The organism is Streptomyces sp. NPDC088246 (assembly GCF_044741025.1).
In the GTDB taxonomy this organism is placed as follows: Bacteria; Actinomycetota; Actinomycetes; order Streptomycetales; family Streptomycetaceae; genus Streptomyces.
In genome coordinates, this window is the sequence record NZ_JBIURV010000044.1 from 18,880 (window position 1) to 39,157 (window position 20,278).

Consider the following 20,278-nt stretch of genomic DNA (forward strand, 5'->3'; position numbering starts at 1 on the left):
TATGACGCTCCGGAATCAGGACGGTGGCGGGCTTCAGGTCGCGATGGACCACGCGTCCGATTTCGCCTGGGTGGTCGTGACGACATTGCTGGGGTCATCGGTCTCGGTGAGGCGGACCGTGCCGGGGGCGGGGGCGGCTATGTGTACGCAGGAATTGCCCTGGGCGCAGTAGGACGACTTCCGCCAGCTGGACGAGCTTGCTGGGACGTCAGTCATCGGGGTGGTTCTCCTTGAGGGCGCAGAGAAGGGCTGCCCAGGCGGTGGGGGTGGTGCGGAGTATCGCGCCGGTGGGGTCGCCGCTCTCGGTGAGGCAGACCGTGCCGGGGGCGGGTGCGGCTATGTGTACGCAGGACTCGCCCTCGCCGCAGTACGAGGACGTCTGCCAGGCGGAAGCAGGCACGGTGGGTCCCTTCACAGGTCGTGGACGATGCTGTGGATGAAGTCCCTGGACTTGTCGCGATCCAGTGCGGCGCCTCCTACGCGAACTTGGAGCTTGGCACCGGACCGGGAGAGGCGATGTTCGGGCGGGGGCCGGTGGACCAGCCTTGCGCAGTCGCTGCGACGAACGCGCTGAACATCGCGTCCGTGTCGGTCGGGGTCTCCCCGTCCCCAGGGTCGGGTGCGGCGTCGGACCGTACGATCTCGGCGGCGATCTCAGCTTCCTCCCGGGTGTCCGGGGGCACGCGCTCCGGGCCGTCCTCGCCCATGTGCAGGCGCGTTCCCCAGGGCGCGACGACGGTCTGGGCGAGAAGGGTGCTGACGTCGGCGGCGGCGACGGGTGGGTCCGTCCAGCAGGTGGCGTGCTCGAACAGGATCTGCCCTTCGGGGCGTTCCCGCAACGATTCGGCCACATCGTCGTCGATCTCGTTGAGGTCGTAGGCGACGACCACCGTGTCTCTGCGCTGCGGGGCGTACGGCTCCGCGGGCAGCCCCAGCACTTCTGCCGTGGCCAGCCCCAGAATGCGGTCGGAGCGGCCGGGCAGCACGGTGACGGACTGCGGTGCGCGACCGGCGGCACGCAGCGCGATGGCCAGCCGGTCGATGCCGCCCCGGCACAGTGCGTACGTGTCCTGGAGGTACGCGTACCGGCCGTTCATGCCGGACTCGAAACCGTATGGTGACAAGGTGGCCAGGTAGCCGCCGGTCAGGGTGAGGTGCCAGCCGCGCAGATCCCGGTCGTCGAGTGGGCCCGCCATCGCGGCCCGTTCCGCCCGGCGCAGCATGTCGGTGAGGCGTCCGTGGGCCTCAAGCCATGTGTCGTCCTGCGGTGTGAGCAGCGGGGCGAAGGCGTCGCGGGCACGAGAAAACTGGCCGGAGAGCAGGCAGTTGCGGGCGAGAAGGTAGCGCTCGGGCCACATGGGCAGCTCGGCGCCGAGCTCTCCGAGCACGGTCACTGCTTCGGCGTGACGGTACTCCTTCTCCAGCGCGGAGATCAGCTCGGTCCGCAGAGGGCGGGCGTCGGGCAGCTGGCGCAGGGCTTCACGCAGCGCGGGTACGCCGAGGAAGGAAACGCCTCGCTCCACACAGCTGTAGCCGAAGTCGTACAGCGCCTGCGGATGGTCGGGCGCCTTGGCCAGGGCTTTCGCCGTCTGGGCGAGATCGGCGAAGTCGACCGCGGTGGCGAGCCGGCGCACGATCTCCGCCAGGTCCTTGAGGGGCACGGTCTCGGCTATCGGACGTAACGCCCGTATGGTCCCGGGTACGTCCCCGTCTTTCAGGAGCTTTCGCGCTCCAGCAAGTTCATTCGTCATTGCCGCTGATCATCGGGGGGCCGTTCGAGGCGCGCAAGAGTTTTACGGGCGCCGGGGTCGCCGGTCCCCCACTGCGAGGCATCTCCACGAGCCGGGCCCCACGCCGGCCGCACAGGCAGCGTCAGGCCGGTCCTGCCGTGCCTTGGTTGTCGTCGAGTTCGGCGAAGTGGTCGAACTCGCCGGCCTGGACGCCCTTGGCGAAGGCATCCCATTTCGTTTGGGTGGTGGTGACGATGTTGGTGGGGTCGCCGGTCTCGCGGAGGTGGACGAGTGCGTCCGGGCCGAAGGCGATCTCGATCCAGGGGCCGGGGCCCTCCTTGCCTTCGGGGGCGGCGCGGGTCCAGGTGAGGTCGGCTGGGATGTCAGTCATCGGGGTGGTTCTCCTTGAGGGTGCGGAGAAGGGCTGCCCAGGCGGTGGGGGTGGTGCGGAGTATCGCGCCGGCGGGGTCGCCGGACTCGGTGAGGCAGACCGTGCCGGGGGCGGGTGCGGCTATGTGTACGCAGGAATTGCCCTGGGCACAGTAGGAGGACTTCTGCCAGGCGGGAGCGGGCATGGTGGGTTCCTTCACAGGTCGCGAGCGATGTTGTGGATGAAGTTCCTGGACTTGTCGCAGTCCAGCGCGGTGGCTTCCATGCGGCCGAGCAGCACGCGGTACTTCTCCAACTGGGCCTCGGTGTCCAGGAAAACGGGACCGTGGGACTGGTCCAGGTTGACGGTGTCGAGCTGCGGAACCGGTCCGAGGAAGTAGTAGATCGACTGACCCGACCCGGCAAAGGTTCCCGCGGAGAACGGGATCACCTGGAGAGTGATGTGCTCACGTTCGCTCATGTCGAGAAGATGCTGAAGCTGCTTGCGGGTCACCGCCGGACCGCCGAACTGCATGCGCAGTGCGGCCTCATGGACAACGGCCTGCTGTGGCGTCGGTGATCCCCTGAAGAGCACGGCCTGTCGTTTGATGCGGAACGAGATGCGGTGCTCGATGTCGGGAGGTGGCAGTTCCGGCACGTCCTGGCGGAAGACTTCGCGCGCGTATTCCGCAGTCTGGAAGAGGCCGGGGATGTGAACGGTGACGGCCGTCCGCAGCCGACGGGCGTGGTGCTCGATCTCCGCCAGATCGAGGAGCGGTGCGGGCAGAATCTCCCGGTACTCCTCCCACCAGCCGCGTGTGCGGTCGGAGGTCATGTTCCCCAGCGCGGCGACCATGTCCTTGTCGGCGCAGTCGTATTGGCCGGCCAGAGCGCGTAGGCGCGCCAGGCTCACGCCGATGCGTCCCGCTTCCATGTTGCTGATCTGGTTCTGCTTCACACCCAGGAGTCGACCGGCCTGGGTCGCGGTGAGTCCTGCGCGCTCACGGAGTTTGCGCAGCTCGCTGCCGAACCGAAGTTGACGACCCGTTGGATTATTTCTCACGGGTTTATTCGCCTCCTTGAGCGGCTGGTCACCCATAAGGGTGTCAGTTTATTGATTCACCAGGAATCGGTTAACACGTTAGCTGTCGATCGCTACCTTGGATGCCAGGCCACCCGCCCGGAACTGCCCCGCTCGACGGAGCGGCCTCGTCACCGGGCAACCGGAAACCCATGATTCAACTTCCCTCCGTGAACGGAGACTTCCATGGTCAGTGCCACGGTATCCCCGCCCTGGACGTACACCCTCCAACTCCCGCAGGATCCCCGCGCCCCCGGCGTGGCCCGTGCCACCCTCCGTACCATCCTGCGCGTACACGGCATGCGTGAACTCACCGAGACCGCCGAACTGCTGGCGAGCGAGCTGGTCACCAACGCCTACCGGCACTCCTCGGGGGCGTACTCCCTCCGCTTGCGCGACGCCGGGCGCAGCCGTATCCGGCTGAGCGTCCGGGACACCAATCCGCACATCCCCGCCCCGTTCCAATGGACCGCCGAGGCCCCGGCGGAGCTCGCCGAACGTGGGCGGGGGCTCTATCTCGTCACCCTCTACGCGGAGAGCTGGGGCGCCTACCCCATGCGCGGTGGTCTGCCGGGGCAGGGTGGGAAGCTGCTCTGGGTGGAGTGCGCGGCCAAGGGGGAGGGCGAGGGGGAGCGCGGGCCGGGCGACAGATGTACGGGACGGGCATAGCCTCGTTGCATGGTGCGGAGCGAGGCGAAGGACGTGGCCGGGTATCTGGCCGAGGTGCCCGAGGAGCGCAGGGACGCCCTGACGAGGCTGCGGGAGTTGTGCCGGGCGGAGCTGGCCGGGTTCGACGAGGTCATGGCGTACGGGATGCCCGCGTACGAGCGGGACGGCACCGCGGAGATCGCGTTCGCCTCGCAGAAGCAGTACATCTCCTTCTACCTGATGCGCAGCGACGTGCGTGAGGCCTTCGCGAAGCGGCTGGCCGGGCAGGACATGGGGAAGGGCTGCCTGCGCTTCCGCAAGACGGAGGCGATCGACTACGACCTGGTACGGGATCTGCTCCGGGCGACGGCGGCGGCGGCGGGGCCGGGCGCGGTCTGCTGAGCGGGTGTGGCATCACGCCCTTGACCGGCGGAAATTCAATGCGGTGCGTCGCGTGACCGCGTAGGAAGGTGCCATGAGCACCTCCACCCCCATACCCTCGGTCGCTGCCCAGAACGCCGCCGACCGGCGGACCTTCGTCCGCGCCACGCTCGACCTGGGGGACGTGCTGCTGCGCCCGTGGTCACGGGAGGCCGACGAGCTGGACGTGATGCTCGACGGCCTGACAGCCGCCGCCGCGGACCCGCTGATATCCCGCTGGAACCCCTTTCCGGCAGCTGATCGCGCCGAGGCCCTGGCGTGGCTGGAGCTGCGCGAGGGCGGCTGGGACCGTGGTGACGCCGCCTCCTTCGCCGTACTTGACCCGGCCGACGGCGCCGTACTGGGCGCCGTCGGCCTTCGCTGGGTCGACCGTGCGGACGGCCTTGCGATGATCAGCTACTGGACACTCCCGGCCGCCCGTGGACGGAGCGTGGCCACCAGAGCGACCAGAGCGGTGACCAGCTGGGCCTTCGAGACGGCCGATGCCCGCCGGATCGAGATCGCTCACGCCACCGGCAACGAGGCCTCCTGCCGGGTGGCCCACCGCTGCGGCTACCCCGCCGAAGGCACACTGCGCGACTCCCACCGCTACGGCGACGGGGCCTACCACGACGAGCACCTGCACGCCCGCCTGGCCACCGACCCGGAACCGGTCGACGTCGCGGGCGGCCCGACGGCCTGAGGCAACCCGGCGAGCGGGGGCTCGCAGTAGTAGTCCACGCGAGACAGACGGCGACAGGCGCTGACATGCTTTCCGGTGCACGCAGGACGTGTCGGCGACACCCGCCAGGGAAGGCGGCGTGCCAGCGGTGCACCTCGTCGGCGGAAGCGGAGACGGTGCTGGCAGTCTTGGGCCATGCTGATCTCCGGCTATGAGGACGACCCGCTGGTTGCGGGGGAGGATCTTCTCTCCCGGCCGGGCTTCTGGGCCGCGTACCTGATGTGGATGGGCGAGACGGACGGCGAGGACGGCGAGCCGGTCTCCGCGTGTTTCGGTGCGGACGAGGCCGATTTCGACGCGGCATACGAAGAACTGGTGGACCAGGAACGGTGGCCGGTCTTCCGTATCCCGTTCGGCGGCGGTCACAGCGCGGTGGTGGTGAACCGCAACTTCCCCGATGAACAGGGGACGGAGTACTTCATCTCCCACCCTGACTGGGGGCGACGGCACGGTCATCTCGCCACCCTTGACGGGCATCAGGCCGGGCCGGGGCTGTCCTGGCAGGAGTTGACCCATATCGCGAACACGCCGTCCGACCCGAACTCGCCCGGAGTCCATGACCCGGACGCCCGGCTGCTGCTCCTGTTGCCCGCGCTCGGCGACGAGGATCTGCCGGATGACGCGGAGAAGGCGGTGAGCGCGGCGTTGATACGGGCAGCCGGCACGCCGGTGGCCGAGGCCGCGCGTGTTGCGGCCCGGCTTCTGCTCGACCATCCCCTGTGGGAGCCGGCCCACTGGGAGATACCCGGACCGTCGCCGCTCAGCGGCGGTGAGCCGTTGTTCGACGGCATCCTCCAGTGCGACGGTTCGATGAGTCCGCGATGCGGGCTGCGCCTTGCCCGGGGAATCACCGTGGAGCAGAGCGAACGGCTTGCGCGGGCGCTCGGGACGTGGCCTGGCCGATGAGCTCCTTGGCCCGTCACCAGCAGGTCGCACTCGAAGTACTGTCGTGGAACCCCGCCGCGCCCGGCAGCGTGCTGCTGCGGCTGCTCGGTCACGACGACCGGTACGTCAGAAGCAATGTCGCCCAGCGCAAGGATCTGCCGCCGGAGGTGGTGGACGCGATCCTCAGCCACCCGGATCGGGGTGTCAGGGCGGCTTTCGCGGAGAGCTGGAACGCCGACCCGGCCCAGCGTGCCCGGCTTCTCGACGATCCGTCCGCGACGATCAGCCTCATCCTGGCCATGGGGCCGAATCCCTACCGGATGCCGGTGGAGCCGCTGCCGGACTGGGCGTACGAGCGGCTGCTCGCCCACCCACGGGACTCCGTCCGCTACGAGACGGCTGCTTCCGCCAGTGTGCCGGCCCATGTGCGGGCCGGGATGGCGGGCCATCCCGAGCCATTCTTCCGGCGTATGGCCTGCCGCGCGTGGGACCAACTCGACGAGTCTGCAAGGGAGTCGCTGCTCAACGACGAGGACTCGGAGGTCAGGCAGGCCGCCGCGCTGCGCGTGTGCCATGACGACGAGGAGCGGACCGCGTGGCTCGTCGAAGCCCTCGCGGAATCGTGGCAGCTCCACAATCTGCTCGCGGTGGGCCGGCTCGGCCGCGGACTCGCCGAGCGGTTGATGGCCAAGGGCGATCGGCTCTCGTCGCTCGCCGCGAATCCCTCATTGCCCGCGGACCTGGTGGCACGACTGGCCGTCAGCCCCGACCCGTACGTACGGCTCGTCGTCTCCGCCCGCCCCGAACTGACCGAGGATGAACGCGCCGCCATCGAGTACGCCGTCGGACCCGAGGACCGGTTGGACACCTTGGCGTGGGTGTGGGAGGCCCGTGAGGACATGGATGTGCTGCGGCGGTGTGCGACGTCCGCGCATCTGTGGCTGCGGCGGAGCGCCGCCGCCTGCCCCGGGCTGCCGCAGGACCTGGTGGAACTCCTGGCCAGGGACGAGGATTTCGCCGTACGGCTGCTGCTGTGCGAGTTCCATCCGGAACCGCCCCCGGAGCTGCTGCTAGCCCTGTTCCTGAACGGTGGGCACCGTGCCGTAGGGATGCTCGCCGCCAAGCCCCGCTTTCCCGCGGAGGGGCTCGCTGCCCGGTTCGCCGACTCCTCCGACCCGGAACTGCGGCTACTGGCCCTGCGCGATCCGGGGCTGGGGGCAGAGGACCTGGACCGGCTCAGCCGTGATCCTCAGACGCGGGCGGCGGCGGCACGGGACCCGCGGCTTCCGTTGTCACGGATCCGGGAGCTGCTGGCCGACACGGCGACGACAGGCTCCGTTGCGGGAAACCCTGCGCTGCCGGTCGAGGCCATGCACGCGATCCTCGACGGGGCGGGTGTGCCGCGGGCCGGTTAGTGGGCGGCCGCGGGGTGAATGGACGGGGGTGGTCGAGCCGGTGGCTGCCAACTCACTCCGGAAGTCGATGACATGGGGCGGCCACCCCGTTCGGGTGAACTGCCCGGTCCGGCATGCCGGGCCTGCGGGGGTGTTACGCCTTGAGGCGCGTGCGGGCGCGGCGTGTCGCCCGCACTGGATTTGGCACAGTGCCGCTCCACGATCAAGTCCACGATCAAGGACGGAACGGGGTGGCCGGAGTGGCAGTGGTGGGACAGCCGGGGGGCCGGCAGCGGCTGAGCGATCTGTTGGGCGAGGCGGGTGGCGCCGGCAGGGACGTACTGCAGCACAGCGACAGGGTCTGGCTACGGGCCGCCGGTGGTGCGGAGGGGATGTGCACGCACCTCGGCCCGGTGAAGTCGGAACTGGAGACAGCGCACGAGGGCCTGCTCACGGGGACCGGAGGTCTGACCGCGCTGGCGGAGCTGGGATCGGTACGGGAGTCGTGGGTGCGACGGTTCGAGGTCGCGCGGGGGGAGTGCGGGGCGCTGGCCGGGAAGCTGAGGGCCGTCGCCCGGGCCCAGGGCGAGACTGACGAGACAGTAAAGGCGTCGTTCGCATCGGTGGCGCCGTCGGGTCGGGGCGAGGTGCGATGACCCTCACCTGGGCGCAGTTACGCGACCTGAAGTGCGGCGAACTGGAGGGTGCGGCCGACGGGTGGGGCAAGGCGAGCAACCGTGCCGGCGCGGGCCGGGACCGCATCGAGACGCAACTTCTGACCGGCTTGCGCGGTACGCAGCGGGGTGCGGCGGCGGACGCGGCGGTCGGGCGGCTCAAGCAGCTGAGCCGGAACCTGAGTTACGCCTACACGGAGTGCGGTCTGCTCCGTACGACGCTGAACAGCCTGGCCCATGAGCTGCGCATCCAGCAACGGGCGTTGCGGGAGGCGCTGGACGATGCGGAGTCCCTGAAGTTCACCGTGCACGCGGACGGTTCGGTGACGTATCCGGCGGCGGGCGATGGCCTGATCGACGGAAAGCCGCTGCCGGGCGGGACGGCGTCGGTGGGTTCGCTGCCGGGCCTCCTGCTGCCTTCGGGCCTGGTCGCGCCCAACCCGAACGTGTCGAAGGCGCAGGACATCGCGGACCGGGTGGCGAAGGCCGTACGGACGGCGGCCGAGATCGACTGGCGGTACGCCCGCATCCTGCGGCAGTTGAGGGCCGAGGAGGGCCTGAAGGTCCCCGACGCCACGTGGACCGACGCGGCGGGCGACGCGGCCGAGGTACGGGACGCGGCGCGCGGCTACCTGAAAGACGGCATCCCCCGCGACGCCTCACCGGCCGAGCGGAAGGCCTGGTGGGCCGGCCTGACGGACGAACAGCGCGAGGAGTACCTGGCGGTGTACCCGGACCAGATCGGCAACTTGGACGGCATTCCGGCTGTGGTGAGGGATGCGGCGAACCGGGACAACCTGCAGCTGCTGATGGGGAAGCTGGAAGGGCGGGACGACGCGAAGTCGGAGACGCAGTTGGCGGGGTTGCGGGAGATCGACCGGCAGTTGCGGGAGGGGCGGCAGCCTCCGATGTTTCTGCTCGGCATTGGGGATCAGGGGAATGGGCGGGCGATTGTCTCGTTCGGGAACCCGGATATGGCTCGGAATGTGTCGGCGTATGTGCCGGGGCTGAACACGTCTCTGGATGAGGAGTTCGCGAAGGGGGATCTCAAGCGTGCCCGTGACACGGCGATGGGCACTCTTAATCACGATCCTTCCAGTGCGGCGATTGTCTGGCTCGGATATGACGCACCGCAGTCGCCGGATGGGCTGGGAAGCCTGGCGGTAATGGGTGACGAGAGAGCAGAGAAGGGAGGGGGTGCTTTCAATGGGTTCATGGGTGGCTTGGTGGCTACGAACGAGCATGAAGACCCGCATCTGACCGCCATTGGGCACTCATACGGTTCGCGCACAGTGGGTGCTGCCACGCAGCGGGAGGGCGGGATTCCCGGTGTGGACGACATCGTCCTGGTCGGCAGCCCGGGAGTCGGGGTGGACCGTGCCGAGGATCTCGGGGTGGGGAAGGACCATGTCTTTGTCGGGGCGGCGGAGCACGACATCGTGACGAAGCTCCCCTCCAAGCAACAGGCCGTTGTCGGTGCTGCGGGGTTGGTTGCTGGAGGGCCGCCCGTTGCCCACTTGCTCGGAGATCTCGCCGATCAGGGCGACGACGATCTCTGGTTCGGCAAGGACCCGGCGAGTAGGGCATTTGGCGCAAGACGCTTCCCCGTAGATGACGGGCCCCGGTTCATCAGTCGTGAGGGGATCTCCATCGATGCGCACTCCCAGTACTTCGACCCGCGCAGGGATAGTTCATCTGCGAACAGCATTTCTCTGATTGCTGCGGGGCACGCTCAAAAAGTCCAAGTGGAGGAGTACCGGTGATCCACCGATTTCGGGCTGCGGCGATGGTACTTCTGCTGTGCGTGGCAATGTCTGGTTGTGTGAACGGGGGGAAGAGGGCAGTAATGGATATGCAGGAGGCCGGGGACCGCGCTGACAGCATTATGGACGCCGTGCTGGGGCATATTGATCCTGCAGTGCAATGGGTGCACGCCCCCACGACTACGGGGACCTGCGATGTCACGCGTAGGCGAACTGTGATGACCATTGTTTCGGAAGCCCGTCGAGGAAGCTTCCTGGGTGTGGTCGACCGCTTCTGGCGCAAGAGTGGCTACCAGATCAAGGCGATCAACAACGATGTGGATGTGCCGGCGATCTACGCACAGACGAAGGACGGTTTCGGAGTCAGCCTCATCATCGGCTACGAGGGCCAAGCATTCTTCGAAGTCGATAGCCCCTGTGTAAATGAGTCGGAGGTCGCCGAATCCACCACCCCACCGAACGGCCCCGCCTACGAGGGCGTCTACCCCCTCCCCCGCCCCAACGTCCGCTCCGACTTCTGGTCCGCCGGAGCTCCCTGACGTCGCGTCAGCATACTCAATGACCCATATCCGGCCAGTCGGTGGGGTAAGGGACGGGCTGGCCACCTGGGACTTTGAGTCCTGCATTGGGCCCTGGGGCCCATGCCGCGCCCAGTGTTGGTGTGGTCGCATACAGAGACCGGGGGAACTGTCGCTGCGCCCACTCACAAAGCTGGGAGACCCGTCGTGTCTGGCATACGAGAATTAGCGGTACCGGGTGGCGCCGATATAAGCGCCGCCGCCGCCCGTCCGGGCAGACAGTCGTTGTCGCGCCCTCTGCAAGCGGTGCTGATTCTCGTCCGACTGCTCTTCGTCGTCACCGTCGTGGGTGCGATCGACGCGCTGGTCGTGGCCTCGTCCGTCGATGCGGTGGACGGTCACCTGCTGGGCATGGTGCTGTACGCCGCACTGCCCGGCGTCACCGGATTCGTACTGTCGCTGTACATGCGGACCGGCGGCGTCTGGATCTGGCGCGGGCTTCTCGCAGTACACGCCTGGCTCACCCTCGGTGCCCTGGCGACACTGAGCGAGGACACCGGCGGGCAGGGTGTGACGCAACTGGTGATGCCGGTTGTCGTCATCGTCCTGTTGTTCCGGGCCGGCTCGCGCGAATGGTTCGGGCTCGGTCCTGAACAGCGCGCCGAGCACCGGCCGTTCAGCATCGCGCGGATGATCAAGTGGCGTCGGGACGCCGGTCAGACCGCGATGGAGTACCTGGGCATGATCCTCGTGGTCGTGGCCCTCATCGGTGGGCTCGTGGCGACGGGCATCGGCGGGCAGCTGACCGGGGAGATCCGTAACGCCATCTGCCAGCTGACCGGAAGCGCCTGCCCGGCGCCCGATGTCGACGTGGTCGCCGGCAAGGGCACAGACACGGGTAACGGCGGCGGCACCTCGACCGGGGGCGGATCCGATTCCGCCGGCGGTGCGGGATCCGAGGGTGCGACCGTGACCGGGGGCACGGGGTCCGGCGGCTCGGACACATCCGGCGGGTCCACCTCATCCGGCGGCTCGGATTCCGGTGGCTCCGCCTCATCCGGTGGCTCCGGCAGCTCCGGTGGCTCCGGCGGCACAGACAGCACCGGCGGCACCACCGCATCCGGCGGCTCCGACACCTCCGGCGGTTCCAGCGGCTCGACCAACGGCGATTCTTCTACGCAGGTCGACGCGGGTAGACAAAACTCGGACACCAACTCCTCCCACCCCTCGGACGGCAACTTCCTCACCGGCGTCGTCGGCGACGGCGGCCTGTGGGGCGACGTCAGCGGTGTCGTCGACACGGTCTCCCACCCCGTCGACACCGCCAAGGGCATCGCCGACCAGTACGCCCAGGCCGCACGGGGCGCCGGCGACAAGTGGAACAAGGGCAAGTACGTAGCCGCCGCCTGGGACATGACCAAGGCATCCGGCGGGGGCGGCGGCGCGGTCGCCGGGCTGCCCGGCTCCGGTAGCCGCGTCGAGGCGGCGGTACGGGACGCGGAGCGCGACTACCTCAACGAGCGAATTCCGCACAATGCGACTGCGGCCCAACGCAAGGACTGGTGGAACGGGCTGACGCAGCAACAGCGCGATCAGTACCTGGAGCTCTCCCCGGACAAGATCGGCAACCTGGACGGCATCCCGGTGGCGGACAGGGACGCGGCCAACCGGAAGAACCTCCCGGACCTGATTTCGAAGCTGGAGGGGAAGACCGACCCCAAGTCGAAGGACCAGCTGGCGGCGTTGAAGGAGATCGACCGGCAGCTGCAGGAGGGGAGCAAGCCGCCGATGTACCTGATCGGCATCAGCGACGAGGGCAACGGACGGGCCATCGTCTCCTACGGGAACCCCGACACCTCGAAGAACGTGTCGGCCTATGTGCCGGGGCTGAACACTTCCCTCGACGAGGAATTCGCGAAGAACGATCTCAAGCGTGCCCGTGACACGGCCATCGGCGCCCAGGGTTACGACTCGTCCACCGCGTCGATCGTCTGGCTGGGATACGACGCACCGCAGACGCCGGACGGGCTGCACAGCCTGGCGGTCGCGGGCACCGGCCGCGCGGAGAAGGGCGGCGTGGCCTACAGCGACTTCATGGGTGGTATCGCGGCCACCAATCAGAACAAGGACCCGCACATCACGGCCATCGGGCACTCCTACGGTTCACGTACCGTGGGCGCCGCGACGCAGCGCGACGGTGGTATTCCGGGGGTGGACGACATCATTCTGGTAGGCAGTCCGGGGGTGGGCGTGGACCGCGCCGTGGACCTCGGTGTCGGCAGCGGGCATGTCTTCGTCGGTGCCGCGGCCAACGACCCGGTGACCAAGCTCCCGTCCAAGACACAGGCCGCCGTGGGCGTAATAGGGATGATTCTGGGAGGCCCCGCCGGCGCGTACATCGCCGGAGACCTGGCAGACCCGGGCGACGACGACCTCTGGTTCGGCAAGGACCCGGCGAGCAAGGCCTTCGGAGCCCAGCGATTCCCGGTGGCCCCCGGCCAGCCCTTTATCAGCACAGGCGGTGTGAGCTTCGACGCGCACTCCAACTACTTCGATCCGGTACGGGACGCCATGTCGGCGGACAGCATCGCTCTGATCGTGTCGGGACACTCCGACAGGCTCAAGATGGAGGAACAGCGATGAAGCGAAGGTTCCAGATCGTTGCGGTGGCCCTGGCTTTCGGCTTCGCACTGTCCGGCTGCGGCAACGACAGCGGACAATCGGGCGGCAGCGAGAGCGCCGGGACCACCAAGAGCACCAAGAGCACCAAGGAGAGCGGCATGGACATGCAGGAGGCCGCCGAACGGTCCGACGACATGCTCGACGCCGTGCTGAAGGAGATCAACCCCGAGGTGCAGTGGGCGCACGGCCCGACGACGACGGGCAGCTGCGATGTGACGCGCAGGCGCACCGTGATGACCATCGTGTCGGCGGAGCGCAGGCAGAGCTTCCTGGACCAGGTCGAGAAGTTCTGGCGCAAGAGCGATTACCGCATCAAGGCGAAGAACAACGACAAGGAGTTCCCGGCGGTCTACGCACAGACGAAGGCCGGCTTCGGCATCAGTGTGAGTTTCCGCGGCAAGGGGCAGGCGTTCTTCGAAGCGGACAGCCCCTGCGTGAAGGAGTCGAAGGTCGCCGACTCCGCCTCCAAGCCGAACGGGCCCGCCTACGAAGGGGTCTACCCCCTTCCACGCCCCAACGTGCACTCCGACTACTGGTCCGCCGGAGCCGCCTGAGGGCCGGTCAGTGCGCCGGATTGGCCGGTCAACGCCCTTGATGACCCGGATGATTCGTACACACCCGCGAAACCGCTCATGAACCAGGCCCCGATGGGGGATGGTTGAGGGGTGCGGAAATTCTGGGTGGTTGGTGGCATCGGCGTCGGCATGGTCATGTGCTTCGTGGCGTTGCTCGTCGTCGGTACATACTCCGCTGCTGCCGGACTGGTCAGTTCCGGCAGCAGCGGAGCCGTCGCGCTGGCGAAGGGGGCCGTGCCCGCGAAATACCAGCCCCTGGTGCAGAAGTGGGGCAACCTCTGCCCCGCCATCAACCCGGCTCTACTGGCAGCCCAGCTGTACCAGGAGAGCGGGTGGAACCCCCGGGCCGAGAGTCCCGCCGCCGCTCAGGGCATCGCCCAGTTCATCCCGGGCACCTGGGCCGGTCACGGGATCGACGGGGACGGGGACGGGGACCGTGACGTATGGGATCCGGCCGATGCGATTCCGTCCGCCGCCTCGTACGACTGCGAACTGGCCGGGTACGTGAAGAAGGTGCCGGGGGATCAGACGGACAACATGCTGGCCGCGTACAACGCCGGTGCGTACCGGGTGATCCGGTCGGGCGGGGTTCCGGACATCGCGGAGACGCAGAACTACGTCACCATCATCCGGTCCCTGGAGAAGAGCTTCGCCCGGCCCGTCGGACGGGTGCAGCCCTCGCAGCAGGCGGCCGGGGCGATCTACTTCGCGCAGAAGAAGCTCGGTACGAAGTACCTGTGGGGCGGCAACGGTACGGCCGCGCAGGGCGGGCGGTTCGACTGTTCGGGGCTGACCCAGGCCGCGTACCGCACTGTGGACATCGAGCTGCCCCGGGTGGCGAACGATCAGTACAACGCCGGGCCGCACCCCTCGCGGGACGAGCTGCTCCCGGGTGACCTGGTGTTCTTTTCGGACGATCTGAACAACTCGCGGGCCATCCACCACGTGGGGCTGTACGTCGGGGGCGGGTACATGATCAATGCTCCGTACACCGGGGCCGTGATCCGGTTCGACAAGATCGACACCCCGGACTACTTCGGCGCGACGCGCGTGACCAAGGACGGGGCCGCGGCCCTTCCGACCGCCCTCCCGGTGGCATGACGCCGGACGGCGGTGGCCAAAACTCTCCGTGAAGCCTGAGCCCTGAGCTGCGACGATGAGTCACTCTTCGATAACGTCATGGTGATCATTCGGTGGAGAGTGGAACGTACGCACGGGGCGCGTCGTTCCCTGGGTGGACCGGACAGTGGTGCACTGACCATGTGGCGCTGATCGGGGAAGACCTCAGGGACAGGGCCGTCACGCAGTACTGATCCGCGCATTACCGATTTACCGATCCACGCAGTGATCGAACCGGCACGGGGGTTCGTCAAAGCGGTGCACATGGGTGTGGACCGCGGCAGCAGACAAGGCAAGGGGCCGCAGCAGATGGCTGGACTCGCACTGGATGGGGCGAACCCCGACGTCAGCCTGCTCTACGACATCAATGGACTCGCGAAGTCCGCTCCCACCTGGTTCGACCGGGTCATGGAGTTCGTCGGCGAGTACGGGATCATGCTCGGCATGGTCCTGGTGGTCCTGTGGTGCTGGTGGAGCGTCCGCCGGCGCGGCAGCGCCGATGATTCGGTGACGGCGGTCGCAGGGATCGTCTGGGCGCCGCTCGCCGCCGGGATCGCGCTGCTCATCAACATCCCGATCCGCGGCTTCGTGGAGCGGCCGCGTCCGTTCCGGGATCACCAGGGGCTGGATGTCCTGGTGGACGGGAAGAACGACTTCTCCTTCGTGAGCGACCACGCCACGATGGCGATGGCTCTGGCCGTCGGGCTCTTCGTGGCCAACCGGAAGTTCGGCATTGCCGCGCTCGCGCTCGCCCTGCTGGAAGGCTTCTGCCGGATCTACATGGGTGTCCACTACCCGACCGATGTCATCGGCGGATTCGCGCTCGGCACGGCAGCCGCTCTGCTGCTCGCCCCGCTGGCGATGATGCTGCTGACCCCGTTGGTGGCGGCCGTCTCCCGTTCGGACCGGCTCGGGTGGCTCGTACGGTCACGTCGGCCGGAGCCGTCGGTAACGGCGGACGGGCGGGCCGGGGCGTTCGGGATTCCCGAGCCGCGGCCGAGGACCGGCGGCGGGGACGGCGAGAAGGACCTGGCCGCGTAGGAGGCGGCCGGGACCATCGGTTCCGGTGCTGGTGCTGGTGCTGGTGCTGGTGCCGGTGCTGGGGTTGTGGCCAGAGGCCGAGCCCGTGACCGTACGTCAGAGAGCCTGCGGGAAAGCGAAGAGGCGGCCGGGGTCGTACTGCTTCTTCAGTTGGGTGAGACGGTCGGCCGCCGAGCCGTAGTAGGCCCGGCGCCAGTCGGTCAGCGTCGGGTCCGTGTAGTTCTGGTACGCCGCTCCGGACGCGTACCGGCGCATCGCCGCGTGGGTGTTTTTCAGCCAGTCCTGTTGGGCGCTGCCCGCCGTGCCGGGGCTCCAGGCACCGATGTACTGGGCGAGTACGCGTGAGCGGCGGTGGGCGAAGGCCGTCGCCTGTGGGGAGAGCCGGTTGATCGCCCCGCCGAGTGCGGTGAGCGCGATGGAGCCGCCCCCTCCGCCCTGGGTGACGGGAATCCGGGTGAACGCCTCGGCCCGGTCGAGCAGGGCATTCACGCCCGCCGGGGGCAGGGAGCGGTCGTAGAAGTCGGACGCGGCGGCGTACGTCTCGCGCTGGAGCGTGCCCTGTGCGGTGCGGCCGGGCGTCGTGCCCGGCAGATGGCACTGGGCGTCGGTGATGCCCGAGCAGCCCGCGTACACGAGCATCGACTCCTGGTAGCTGCGGCGGCGCAGCGAGACGGAGGACGCCGGGGCACCGATCCGGTGGGCGAGGCGGTCGACGGCGTTCTGCAGGTCGCCGTAAGTACCGAGGCTGAACGCGGCCACCGAAACGGTCGGGTGGCCGCCGCCCGGGCCCGCGGCGAGATGTGCCGAGGACCAGATCTCGTCGGGCTGGGACGGTCCCCACTCCTGCCAGGCCTGGATGACGGCCCGGGCGCGCGACCACGGCCAGGACATGTACGCGGTGACGGTGCGCGGGGCCGGGCGGGTACGGAACGTCAGCTCGGTGACCACGCCGAAGTTGCCGTTGCCCGCGCCGCGCAGCGCCCAGAAGAGGTCCGGGTGGTGTTTGGCGTCCGCGGTGAGGGTCTTGCCGTCGGCCGTGACGATGGTTGCCGCGGTGAGGCTGTCGCAGGTCAGGCCGTACGCGCGGGACGCGACACCGTGGCCGCCGCCGAGGGTGAGGCCGGAGATGCCGACCGTGGGGCAGGAGCCGCCGGGGATCGTCAGACCGTGGCGGGCGAGGCCCTGGTAGACGTCGATGAGCTTGGCGCCCGCACCGATCGTGCCGTTCCTGTCGACGCGGGACAGTGACGAGACGTCAAGGACGAGGCGTCCGTTGCCGCTCGACCAGCCGGCGTAGGAATGGCCGCCGCTGCGGATGGACACGGGGGTGGCGGTGCGACGGGCGAAGGCCAGGCACTCGCGGATGTCCGCCTCGTGCTTGACGTATGCGACGGCGGCGGGCTTCTGACCGTCGAAGCGGGTGTTGTAGAGCTGACGGGCGGTCGGGTAGGCCGCGTCCTGGGGGCGTACGAGGGTGCCGTCGAGGCTCTTGGCCAGGGCGGACCAGTTCGCCGGGCCGGAGGGGGAGGGTTTCGACGGGACCGATGAGGCCGGTGAGGCAGGAGTGCTGCCGCCCGTGGTGCCTGACGTGCCCGAGGGGTTGCTCCCGTCGCCGGTTCCGAAACCGGAACCGGATGCGCCGCTGCAGGCGGTCGCGGTGACGCCGGTGAGTGCTGCTGCGGCGCCCGCGGTGAGCAGGGTGCGCCGGTCGGGCAGGGGCGGCAGGTTCATCGGACCTCCGGGTCGTGGCGCTCAGGGCCGGTCGGTGGGGGGAGAGGTCAGGAGAGTGGAACGAGGTAGTCAGGATGGCGGGCTGTGTTCCGCGGCGTCCGTGCGGGCCCGGTCCCGGGAGCGGCGGGCCGGCCCGGACCAGCCGCAGCTGCAGCGGGCGGTGCAGAACGAGCCGCGTTCCACGGTCGTGGGCTCGTGCCCGGAGGACGCGGGGGTGGGGGGAGTCTGCGGGACCTCATCGGTGTGTTGGACATACACCCGTCCACGGTACTGGGCACGGCCACCCGGCGGTGTGGCGTACGGGAGCGGCGTGACGGGGGACACGGGCTGTCGTTATGCGGAACGGATGGGGGGCTCGGGCAAGCGGTACGTCGTTGGGGGTTGGCAGGCGATGGTGGTGCAGCAGCACAGGTCCGGAGGCGGGGCGCGCGCTGTCTGCGCCCTTGCCGTGGTGGGCGTGATGGCGGCGACCGCCGGATGCTCGGGCGGCGGTGGCGGCGGCGACCGTGCCATGGCCGATGAACGGGGCGGGACCGACTCCCTCGACGCGGTCCACCGCGCGGCCGCGGTGCTCGCGGGGACGGTGAGTGGGACGGGGACGGTGACCGGGGCCGGAGCCCGGTCCGTCGCCACGAGCGCCGAGGTGCGTACGTCGGTGGAGACCGCGGCGGGCGGGACGCGGGTGACGATCAGGGGCCGGGGGACGTACGACTTCCGCAACCAGGTGGGCCGGCTCGAGGTCGTGCTGCCCGAGGACGCCGCCGGCGAGGACGAGCACCGTCCCATCACCGAACTGCTGGCCCCCGGTGCGCTCTACATGATGAACCGTGGCGCCGGAGTGCCCGCGGACAAGTGGGTCAGGATCGACACGACGACCCTGGAGGACGGCAATCTGGTCACCGGCGGAGTGACCGATCCGATGGCTGCCGCCGAACTGCTGCGCGGGGCGCGGCAGGTGACGTACGTAGGAAGGACCGAGCTCGCCGGGGTGGCCGTGCGGCACTACCGGGGGATCTCGGACATCGGCCGGGCGGCGCGCGAGGCCTCGCCGAAATCGCGCGGGGCACTGGCCGCGGCGGCGAAAGGGTTCCGCACGGACACGGTGCCGTTCGACGCGTATCTGGACGAACAGGGGCGGCTGCGCAAGGTGCGCCACCGGTTCAGCTTCGCCAACGAGGGGCCGGCGGTGGAGGTGGTGTCGACGACGCTGCTGTACGGATTCGGGGTACCGGTCTCCGTACGGCTGCCGGACGATCGCGACATCTACACGGGGAAGATCCGGCAGAGATAGCCGGGCGGCGTACGGGCGAGGGCACGGACGAAGGCGGGGGCGTAGGCATGCCGGTGGGCGCGAAATGGTCCGTCCGTGCCATGCGCGGCGTGTGGTCCGCTCCCTACGCTAGGAAGTCGGCGACGGCAGTGAGAGGTGAGTGACGTGGTGACGCTCGGCACGCGGACCGTATCTGACCATGTGGCCCTCGCCGAGATCGAGCTCTGCGGTGAGTTGATGATCGCCGCGTCGGCCGCGATCGGGGAACGGCTCAGCGCGGACCGTATCGACGAGGTGCTGGACGTCCGGGTGATCAACGGACGAACCGCCGTCCCCCGGCAGGCCGACCACCGGGGGTGAGTGCGGGGCCCCGCCCCGCATCAGACCCTGCCCCGCACCGGGCATCGCCCGCCGGCACCGGGCATCCCCCGCCGGCACCGGGCATACTCCCTGCACCGGGCATCTCCCCGTATCAGGTACGGAGCAGGCGGGCGATGGCCTTCGTGGCCTCCTCGACCTTCGCGTCGATCTCCTCGCCTCCCTTGACCGCCGCGTCGGCGACGCAGTGCCGCAGGTGCTCCTCCAGCAGCTGGAGCGCGAAGGACTGGAGCGCCTTCGTGGACGCCGAGACCTGGGTGAGTATGTCGATGCAGTAGACGTCCTCGTCGACCATCCGCTGGAGACCGCGGATCTGGCCCTCGATCCGGCGCAGCCGCTTGAGGTGCTCGGCCTTCTGGTGGTGATAGCCGTGAATACCCCGGTCGTGGTCGGTGACGACCGGTTCCGTCTCCGCGGCCTCGGTGGTGGTCATTGCTGCCTCCCGTTTTCCCTTTACCCTGCCGTTCATATACCCCTGGTGGGTATATTCTAACGAATTCTGCCGAACCGTGACCGGGGGCCCGTGCTGATCACAGTGCCCGATGCGCGACACTGAAGAATGCCGGTTAGCCGTGGCCGGATGATGCGCCTAGCATCAGCCTGACCGAATCCAAAGCACCCGAGGACCCCACGTGCGCTTTCGTCTGACCCCCAGGGAGACGAGCTTCTATGACATGTTCTCCGCATCCGCGGACAACATCGTCACGGGCTCGAAACTCCTGATGGAACTGCTCGGGGCGGACTCTGCCTCCCGAGTCGAGATCGCGGAGCGCATGCGGGCAGCGGAGCACGCGGGGGACGATGCCACCCACGCGATCTTCCACCAGCTGAACTCCTCTTTCATCACGCCGTTCGACCGCGAGGACATCTACAACCTCGCGTCGTCGCTCGACGACATCATGGACTTCATGGAGGAGGCCGTCGACCTGGTCGTGCTGTACCAGGTCGAAGAACTCCCCAAGGGCGTGGCGCAGCAGATCGAGGTGCTGGCCCGGGCGGCCGAGCTGACCGCCGAGGCGATGCCGGGTCTGCGGACGATGGACAACCTCACCGAGTACTGGATCGAGGTCAACCGTCTGGAGAACCAGGCCGACCAGATCCACCGCAAGCTGCTGGCCCATCTCTTCAATGGCAAGTACGACGCCATGGAGGTGCTGAAGCTCAAGCAGATCGTGGACGTGCTGGAAGAGGCCGCCGACGCGTTCGAGCATGTCGCCAACACGGTGGAGACCATCGCGGTCAAGGAGTCCTGAACCAC

24 protein-coding genes are annotated in these 20,278 nt (G+C 68.7%); 15 read left to right on the forward strand and 9 right to left on the reverse strand.

Annotated features, from left to right (window positions below; genetic code table 11):
• Positions 1–33: 33 nt before the first annotated feature.
• From ACIPEK_RS36955 to ACIPEK_RS36980, 6 genes are all read right to left on the reverse strand, one after another.
• Positions 34–216 (reverse strand): DUF397 domain-containing protein, encoded by a 183-nt coding sequence (locus tag ACIPEK_RS36955; RefSeq protein ID WP_402005558.1) that lies wholly within the window; start codon positions 214–216, stop codon positions 34–36.
• Positions 209–400, reverse strand: coding sequence for a DUF397 domain-containing protein (locus ACIPEK_RS36960; protein WP_402005561.1), 192 nt, complete (start codon positions 398–400; stop codon positions 209–211). The genes ACIPEK_RS36955 and ACIPEK_RS36960 overlap by 8 nt, the downstream gene beginning before the upstream one ends.
• 76 nt (positions 401–476) lie before the next feature.
• Positions 477–1,661: a hypothetical protein gene (locus ACIPEK_RS36965; protein WP_402005564.1), complete on the reverse strand. Its 1,185-nt coding sequence runs from the start codon at positions 1,659–1,661 to the stop codon at positions 477–479.
• 211 nt (positions 1,662–1,872) lie between these two features.
• On the reverse strand, positions 1,873–2,121 hold the full coding sequence (locus tag ACIPEK_RS36970) for a DUF397 domain-containing protein (RefSeq protein ID WP_402005566.1): 249 nt from the start codon (positions 2,119–2,121) through the stop codon (positions 1,873–1,875).
• Positions 2,114–2,305: a DUF397 domain-containing protein gene (locus ACIPEK_RS36975; RefSeq protein ID WP_402005569.1), complete on the reverse strand. Its 192-nt coding sequence runs from the start codon at positions 2,303–2,305 to the stop codon at positions 2,114–2,116. Before ACIPEK_RS36975 ends, ACIPEK_RS36970 begins: the two co-directional genes overlap by 8 nt.
• 11 nt (positions 2,306–2,316) lie before the next feature.
• The gene (locus ACIPEK_RS36980; RefSeq protein WP_402005572.1) at positions 2,317–3,162 is read right to left on the reverse strand and encodes a helix-turn-helix domain-containing protein; all 846 of its coding nucleotides are present in this window, start codon (positions 3,160–3,162) and stop codon (positions 2,317–2,319) included.
• Between the two features lie 204 nt (positions 3,163–3,366).
• Here ACIPEK_RS36980 and ACIPEK_RS36985 point away from each other — a divergent pair, with 204 nt between their 5' ends.
• The 12 genes from ACIPEK_RS36985 (at position 3,367) to ACIPEK_RS37040 (ending at position 15,641) form a co-directional block, all read left to right on the forward strand.
• On the forward strand, positions 3,367–3,849 hold the full coding sequence (locus tag ACIPEK_RS36985; RefSeq protein ID WP_402005575.1) for an ATP-binding protein: 483 nt from the start codon (positions 3,367–3,369) through the stop codon (positions 3,847–3,849).
• Between the two features lie 9 nt (positions 3,850–3,858).
• On the forward strand, positions 3,859–4,230 hold the full coding sequence (locus ACIPEK_RS36990) for an iron chaperone (RefSeq protein WP_402005578.1): 372 nt from the start codon (positions 3,859–3,861) through the stop codon (positions 4,228–4,230).
• A 73-nt stretch (positions 4,231–4,303) separates the two neighbouring features.
• Entirely contained in the window at positions 4,304–4,951 is a 648-nt protein-coding gene (locus tag ACIPEK_RS36995; protein WP_402005581.1) for a GNAT family N-acetyltransferase, read from the forward strand.
• 174 nt (positions 4,952–5,125) lie between these two features.
• The gene (locus ACIPEK_RS37000; protein ID WP_402005584.1) at positions 5,126–5,896 is read left to right on the forward strand and encodes a hypothetical protein; all 771 of its coding nucleotides are present in this window, start codon (positions 5,126–5,128) and stop codon (positions 5,894–5,896) included.
• Positions 5,893–7,290, forward strand: a complete 1,398-nt coding sequence (locus tag ACIPEK_RS37005; RefSeq protein ID WP_402005586.1) for a hypothetical protein — start codon at positions 5,893–5,895, stop codon at positions 7,288–7,290. Before ACIPEK_RS37000 ends, ACIPEK_RS37005 begins: the two co-directional genes overlap by 4 nt.
• Positions 7,291–7,520: 230 nt before the next feature.
• Entirely contained in the window at positions 7,521–7,925 is a 405-nt protein-coding gene (locus ACIPEK_RS37010; RefSeq protein WP_402005589.1) for a hypothetical protein, read from the forward strand.
• The gene (locus ACIPEK_RS37015; protein ID WP_402005592.1) at positions 7,922–9,706 is read left to right on the forward strand and encodes an alpha/beta hydrolase; all 1,785 of its coding nucleotides are present in this window, start codon (positions 7,922–7,924) and stop codon (positions 9,704–9,706) included. Before ACIPEK_RS37010 ends, ACIPEK_RS37015 begins: the two co-directional genes overlap by 4 nt.
• Positions 9,707–9,729: 23 nt before the next feature.
• Complete coding sequence (locus ACIPEK_RS37020; RefSeq protein ID WP_402005638.1) at positions 9,730–10,245, forward strand: hypothetical protein; 516 nt, start codon at positions 9,730–9,732, stop codon at positions 10,243–10,245.
• Positions 10,246–10,530: 285 nt separating this feature from the next.
• Positions 10,531–12,867, forward strand: a complete 2,337-nt coding sequence (locus ACIPEK_RS37025; RefSeq protein ID WP_402005594.1) for an alpha/beta hydrolase — start codon at positions 10,531–10,533, stop codon at positions 12,865–12,867.
• Positions 12,864–13,460 (forward strand): hypothetical protein, encoded by a 597-nt coding sequence (locus ACIPEK_RS37030; RefSeq protein WP_402005597.1) that lies wholly within the window; start codon positions 12,864–12,866, stop codon positions 13,458–13,460. Before ACIPEK_RS37025 ends, ACIPEK_RS37030 begins: the two co-directional genes overlap by 4 nt.
• A gap of 156 nt (positions 13,461–13,616) precedes the next feature.
• Positions 13,617–14,582, forward strand: coding sequence for an NlpC/P60 family protein (locus ACIPEK_RS37035; RefSeq protein WP_402005641.1), 966 nt, complete (start codon positions 13,617–13,619; stop codon positions 14,580–14,582).
• 327 nt (positions 14,583–14,909) lie between these two features.
• Entirely contained in the window at positions 14,910–15,641 is a 732-nt protein-coding gene (locus ACIPEK_RS37040; protein ID WP_402005600.1) for a phosphatase PAP2 family protein, read from the forward strand.
• 96 nt (positions 15,642–15,737) lie between these two features.
• Here the strand turns inward: ACIPEK_RS37040 and ACIPEK_RS37045 are convergent, their stop codons facing one another.
• Both ACIPEK_RS37045 and ACIPEK_RS37050 read right to left on the reverse strand, forming a co-directional pair.
• Positions 15,738–17,372, reverse strand: a complete 1,635-nt coding sequence (locus ACIPEK_RS37045) for an FAD-binding oxidoreductase (RefSeq protein WP_402005603.1) — start codon at positions 17,370–17,372, stop codon at positions 15,738–15,740.
• Between the two features lie 69 nt (positions 17,373–17,441).
• Positions 17,442–17,630 (reverse strand): hypothetical protein, encoded by a 189-nt coding sequence (locus ACIPEK_RS37050; RefSeq protein ID WP_402005610.1) that lies wholly within the window; start codon positions 17,628–17,630, stop codon positions 17,442–17,444.
• 133 nt (positions 17,631–17,763) lie between these two features.
• Here ACIPEK_RS37050 and ACIPEK_RS37055 point away from each other — a divergent pair, with 133 nt between their 5' ends.
• Together ACIPEK_RS37055 and ACIPEK_RS37060 are read left to right on the forward strand one after the other, a co-directional pair.
• Entirely contained in the window at positions 17,764–18,663 is a 900-nt protein-coding gene (locus tag ACIPEK_RS37055; protein WP_402005613.1) for a hypothetical protein, read from the forward strand.
• 144 nt (positions 18,664–18,807) lie between these two features.
• Positions 18,808–19,002 (forward strand): hypothetical protein, encoded by a 195-nt coding sequence (locus ACIPEK_RS37060; protein WP_383077982.1) that lies wholly within the window; start codon positions 18,808–18,810, stop codon positions 19,000–19,002.
• A gap of 112 nt (positions 19,003–19,114) precedes the next feature.
• On the opposite strand, the gene ACIPEK_RS37065 is transcribed toward ACIPEK_RS37060, so the two are convergent.
• Positions 19,115–19,453, reverse strand: coding sequence for a metal-sensitive transcriptional regulator (locus ACIPEK_RS37065; protein ID WP_266359401.1), 339 nt, complete (start codon positions 19,451–19,453; stop codon positions 19,115–19,117).
• 199 nt (positions 19,454–19,652) lie between these two features.
• Between ACIPEK_RS37065 and ACIPEK_RS37070 the strand changes: the two genes are divergently transcribed.
• Complete coding sequence (locus tag ACIPEK_RS37070) at positions 19,653–20,273, forward strand: DUF47 domain-containing protein (RefSeq protein ID WP_114245730.1); 621 nt, start codon at positions 19,653–19,655, stop codon at positions 20,271–20,273.
• Positions 20,274–20,278 lie beyond the last annotated feature (5 nt).

Excerpts from the sequence above, each read along its gene's own strand:
- ACIPEK_RS37000 (WP_402005584.1), top strand. The coding sequence starts at position 5,126 with ATGCTGATCTCCGGCTATGAGGACGACCCGCTGGTTGCGGGGGAGGAT.
- ACIPEK_RS36990 (WP_402005578.1), top strand. The coding sequence starts at position 3,859 with ATGGTGCGGAGCGAGGCGAAGGACGTGGCCGGGTATCTGGCCGAGGTG.
- ACIPEK_RS36985 (WP_402005575.1), top strand. The coding sequence starts at position 3,367 with ATGGTCAGTGCCACGGTATCCCCGCCCTGGACGTACACCCTCCAACTC.
- ACIPEK_RS36970 (WP_402005566.1), bottom strand. The coding sequence starts at position 2,121 with ATGACTGACATCCCAGCCGACCTCACCTGGACCCGCGCCGCCCCCGAA.
- ACIPEK_RS37045 (WP_402005603.1), bottom strand. The coding sequence starts at position 17,372 with ATGAACCTGCCGCCCCTGCCCGACCGGCGCACCCTGCTCACCGCGGGC.
- ACIPEK_RS37055 (WP_402005613.1), top strand. The coding sequence starts at position 17,764 with ATGGTGGTGCAGCAGCACAGGTCCGGAGGCGGGGCGCGCGCTGTCTGC.
- ACIPEK_RS37065 (WP_266359401.1), bottom strand. The coding sequence starts at position 19,453 with ATGACCACCACCGAGGCCGCGGAGACGGAACCGGTCGTCACCGACCAC.
- ACIPEK_RS37005 (WP_402005586.1), top strand. The coding sequence starts at position 5,893 with ATGAGCTCCTTGGCCCGTCACCAGCAGGTCGCACTCGAAGTACTGTCG.
- ACIPEK_RS37040 (WP_402005600.1), top strand. The coding sequence starts at position 14,910 with ATGGCTGGACTCGCACTGGATGGGGCGAACCCCGACGTCAGCCTGCTC.
- ACIPEK_RS36995 (WP_402005581.1), top strand. The coding sequence starts at position 4,304 with ATGAGCACCTCCACCCCCATACCCTCGGTCGCTGCCCAGAACGCCGCC.
- ACIPEK_RS37020 (WP_402005638.1), top strand. The coding sequence starts at position 9,730 with ATGGTACTTCTGCTGTGCGTGGCAATGTCTGGTTGTGTGAACGGGGGG.
- ACIPEK_RS36955 (WP_402005558.1), bottom strand. The coding sequence starts at position 216 with ATGACTGACGTCCCAGCAAGCTCGTCCAGCTGGCGGAAGTCGTCCTAC.
- ACIPEK_RS37035 (WP_402005641.1), top strand. The coding sequence starts at position 13,617 with ATGTGCTTCGTGGCGTTGCTCGTCGTCGGTACATACTCCGCTGCTGCC.
- ACIPEK_RS37030 (WP_402005597.1), top strand. The coding sequence starts at position 12,864 with ATGAAGCGAAGGTTCCAGATCGTTGCGGTGGCCCTGGCTTTCGGCTTC.
- ACIPEK_RS36975 (WP_402005569.1), bottom strand. The coding sequence starts at position 2,305 with ATGCCCGCTCCCGCCTGGCAGAAGTCCTCCTACTGTGCCCAGGGCAAT.
- ACIPEK_RS37015 (WP_402005592.1), top strand. The coding sequence starts at position 7,922 with ATGACCCTCACCTGGGCGCAGTTACGCGACCTGAAGTGCGGCGAACTG.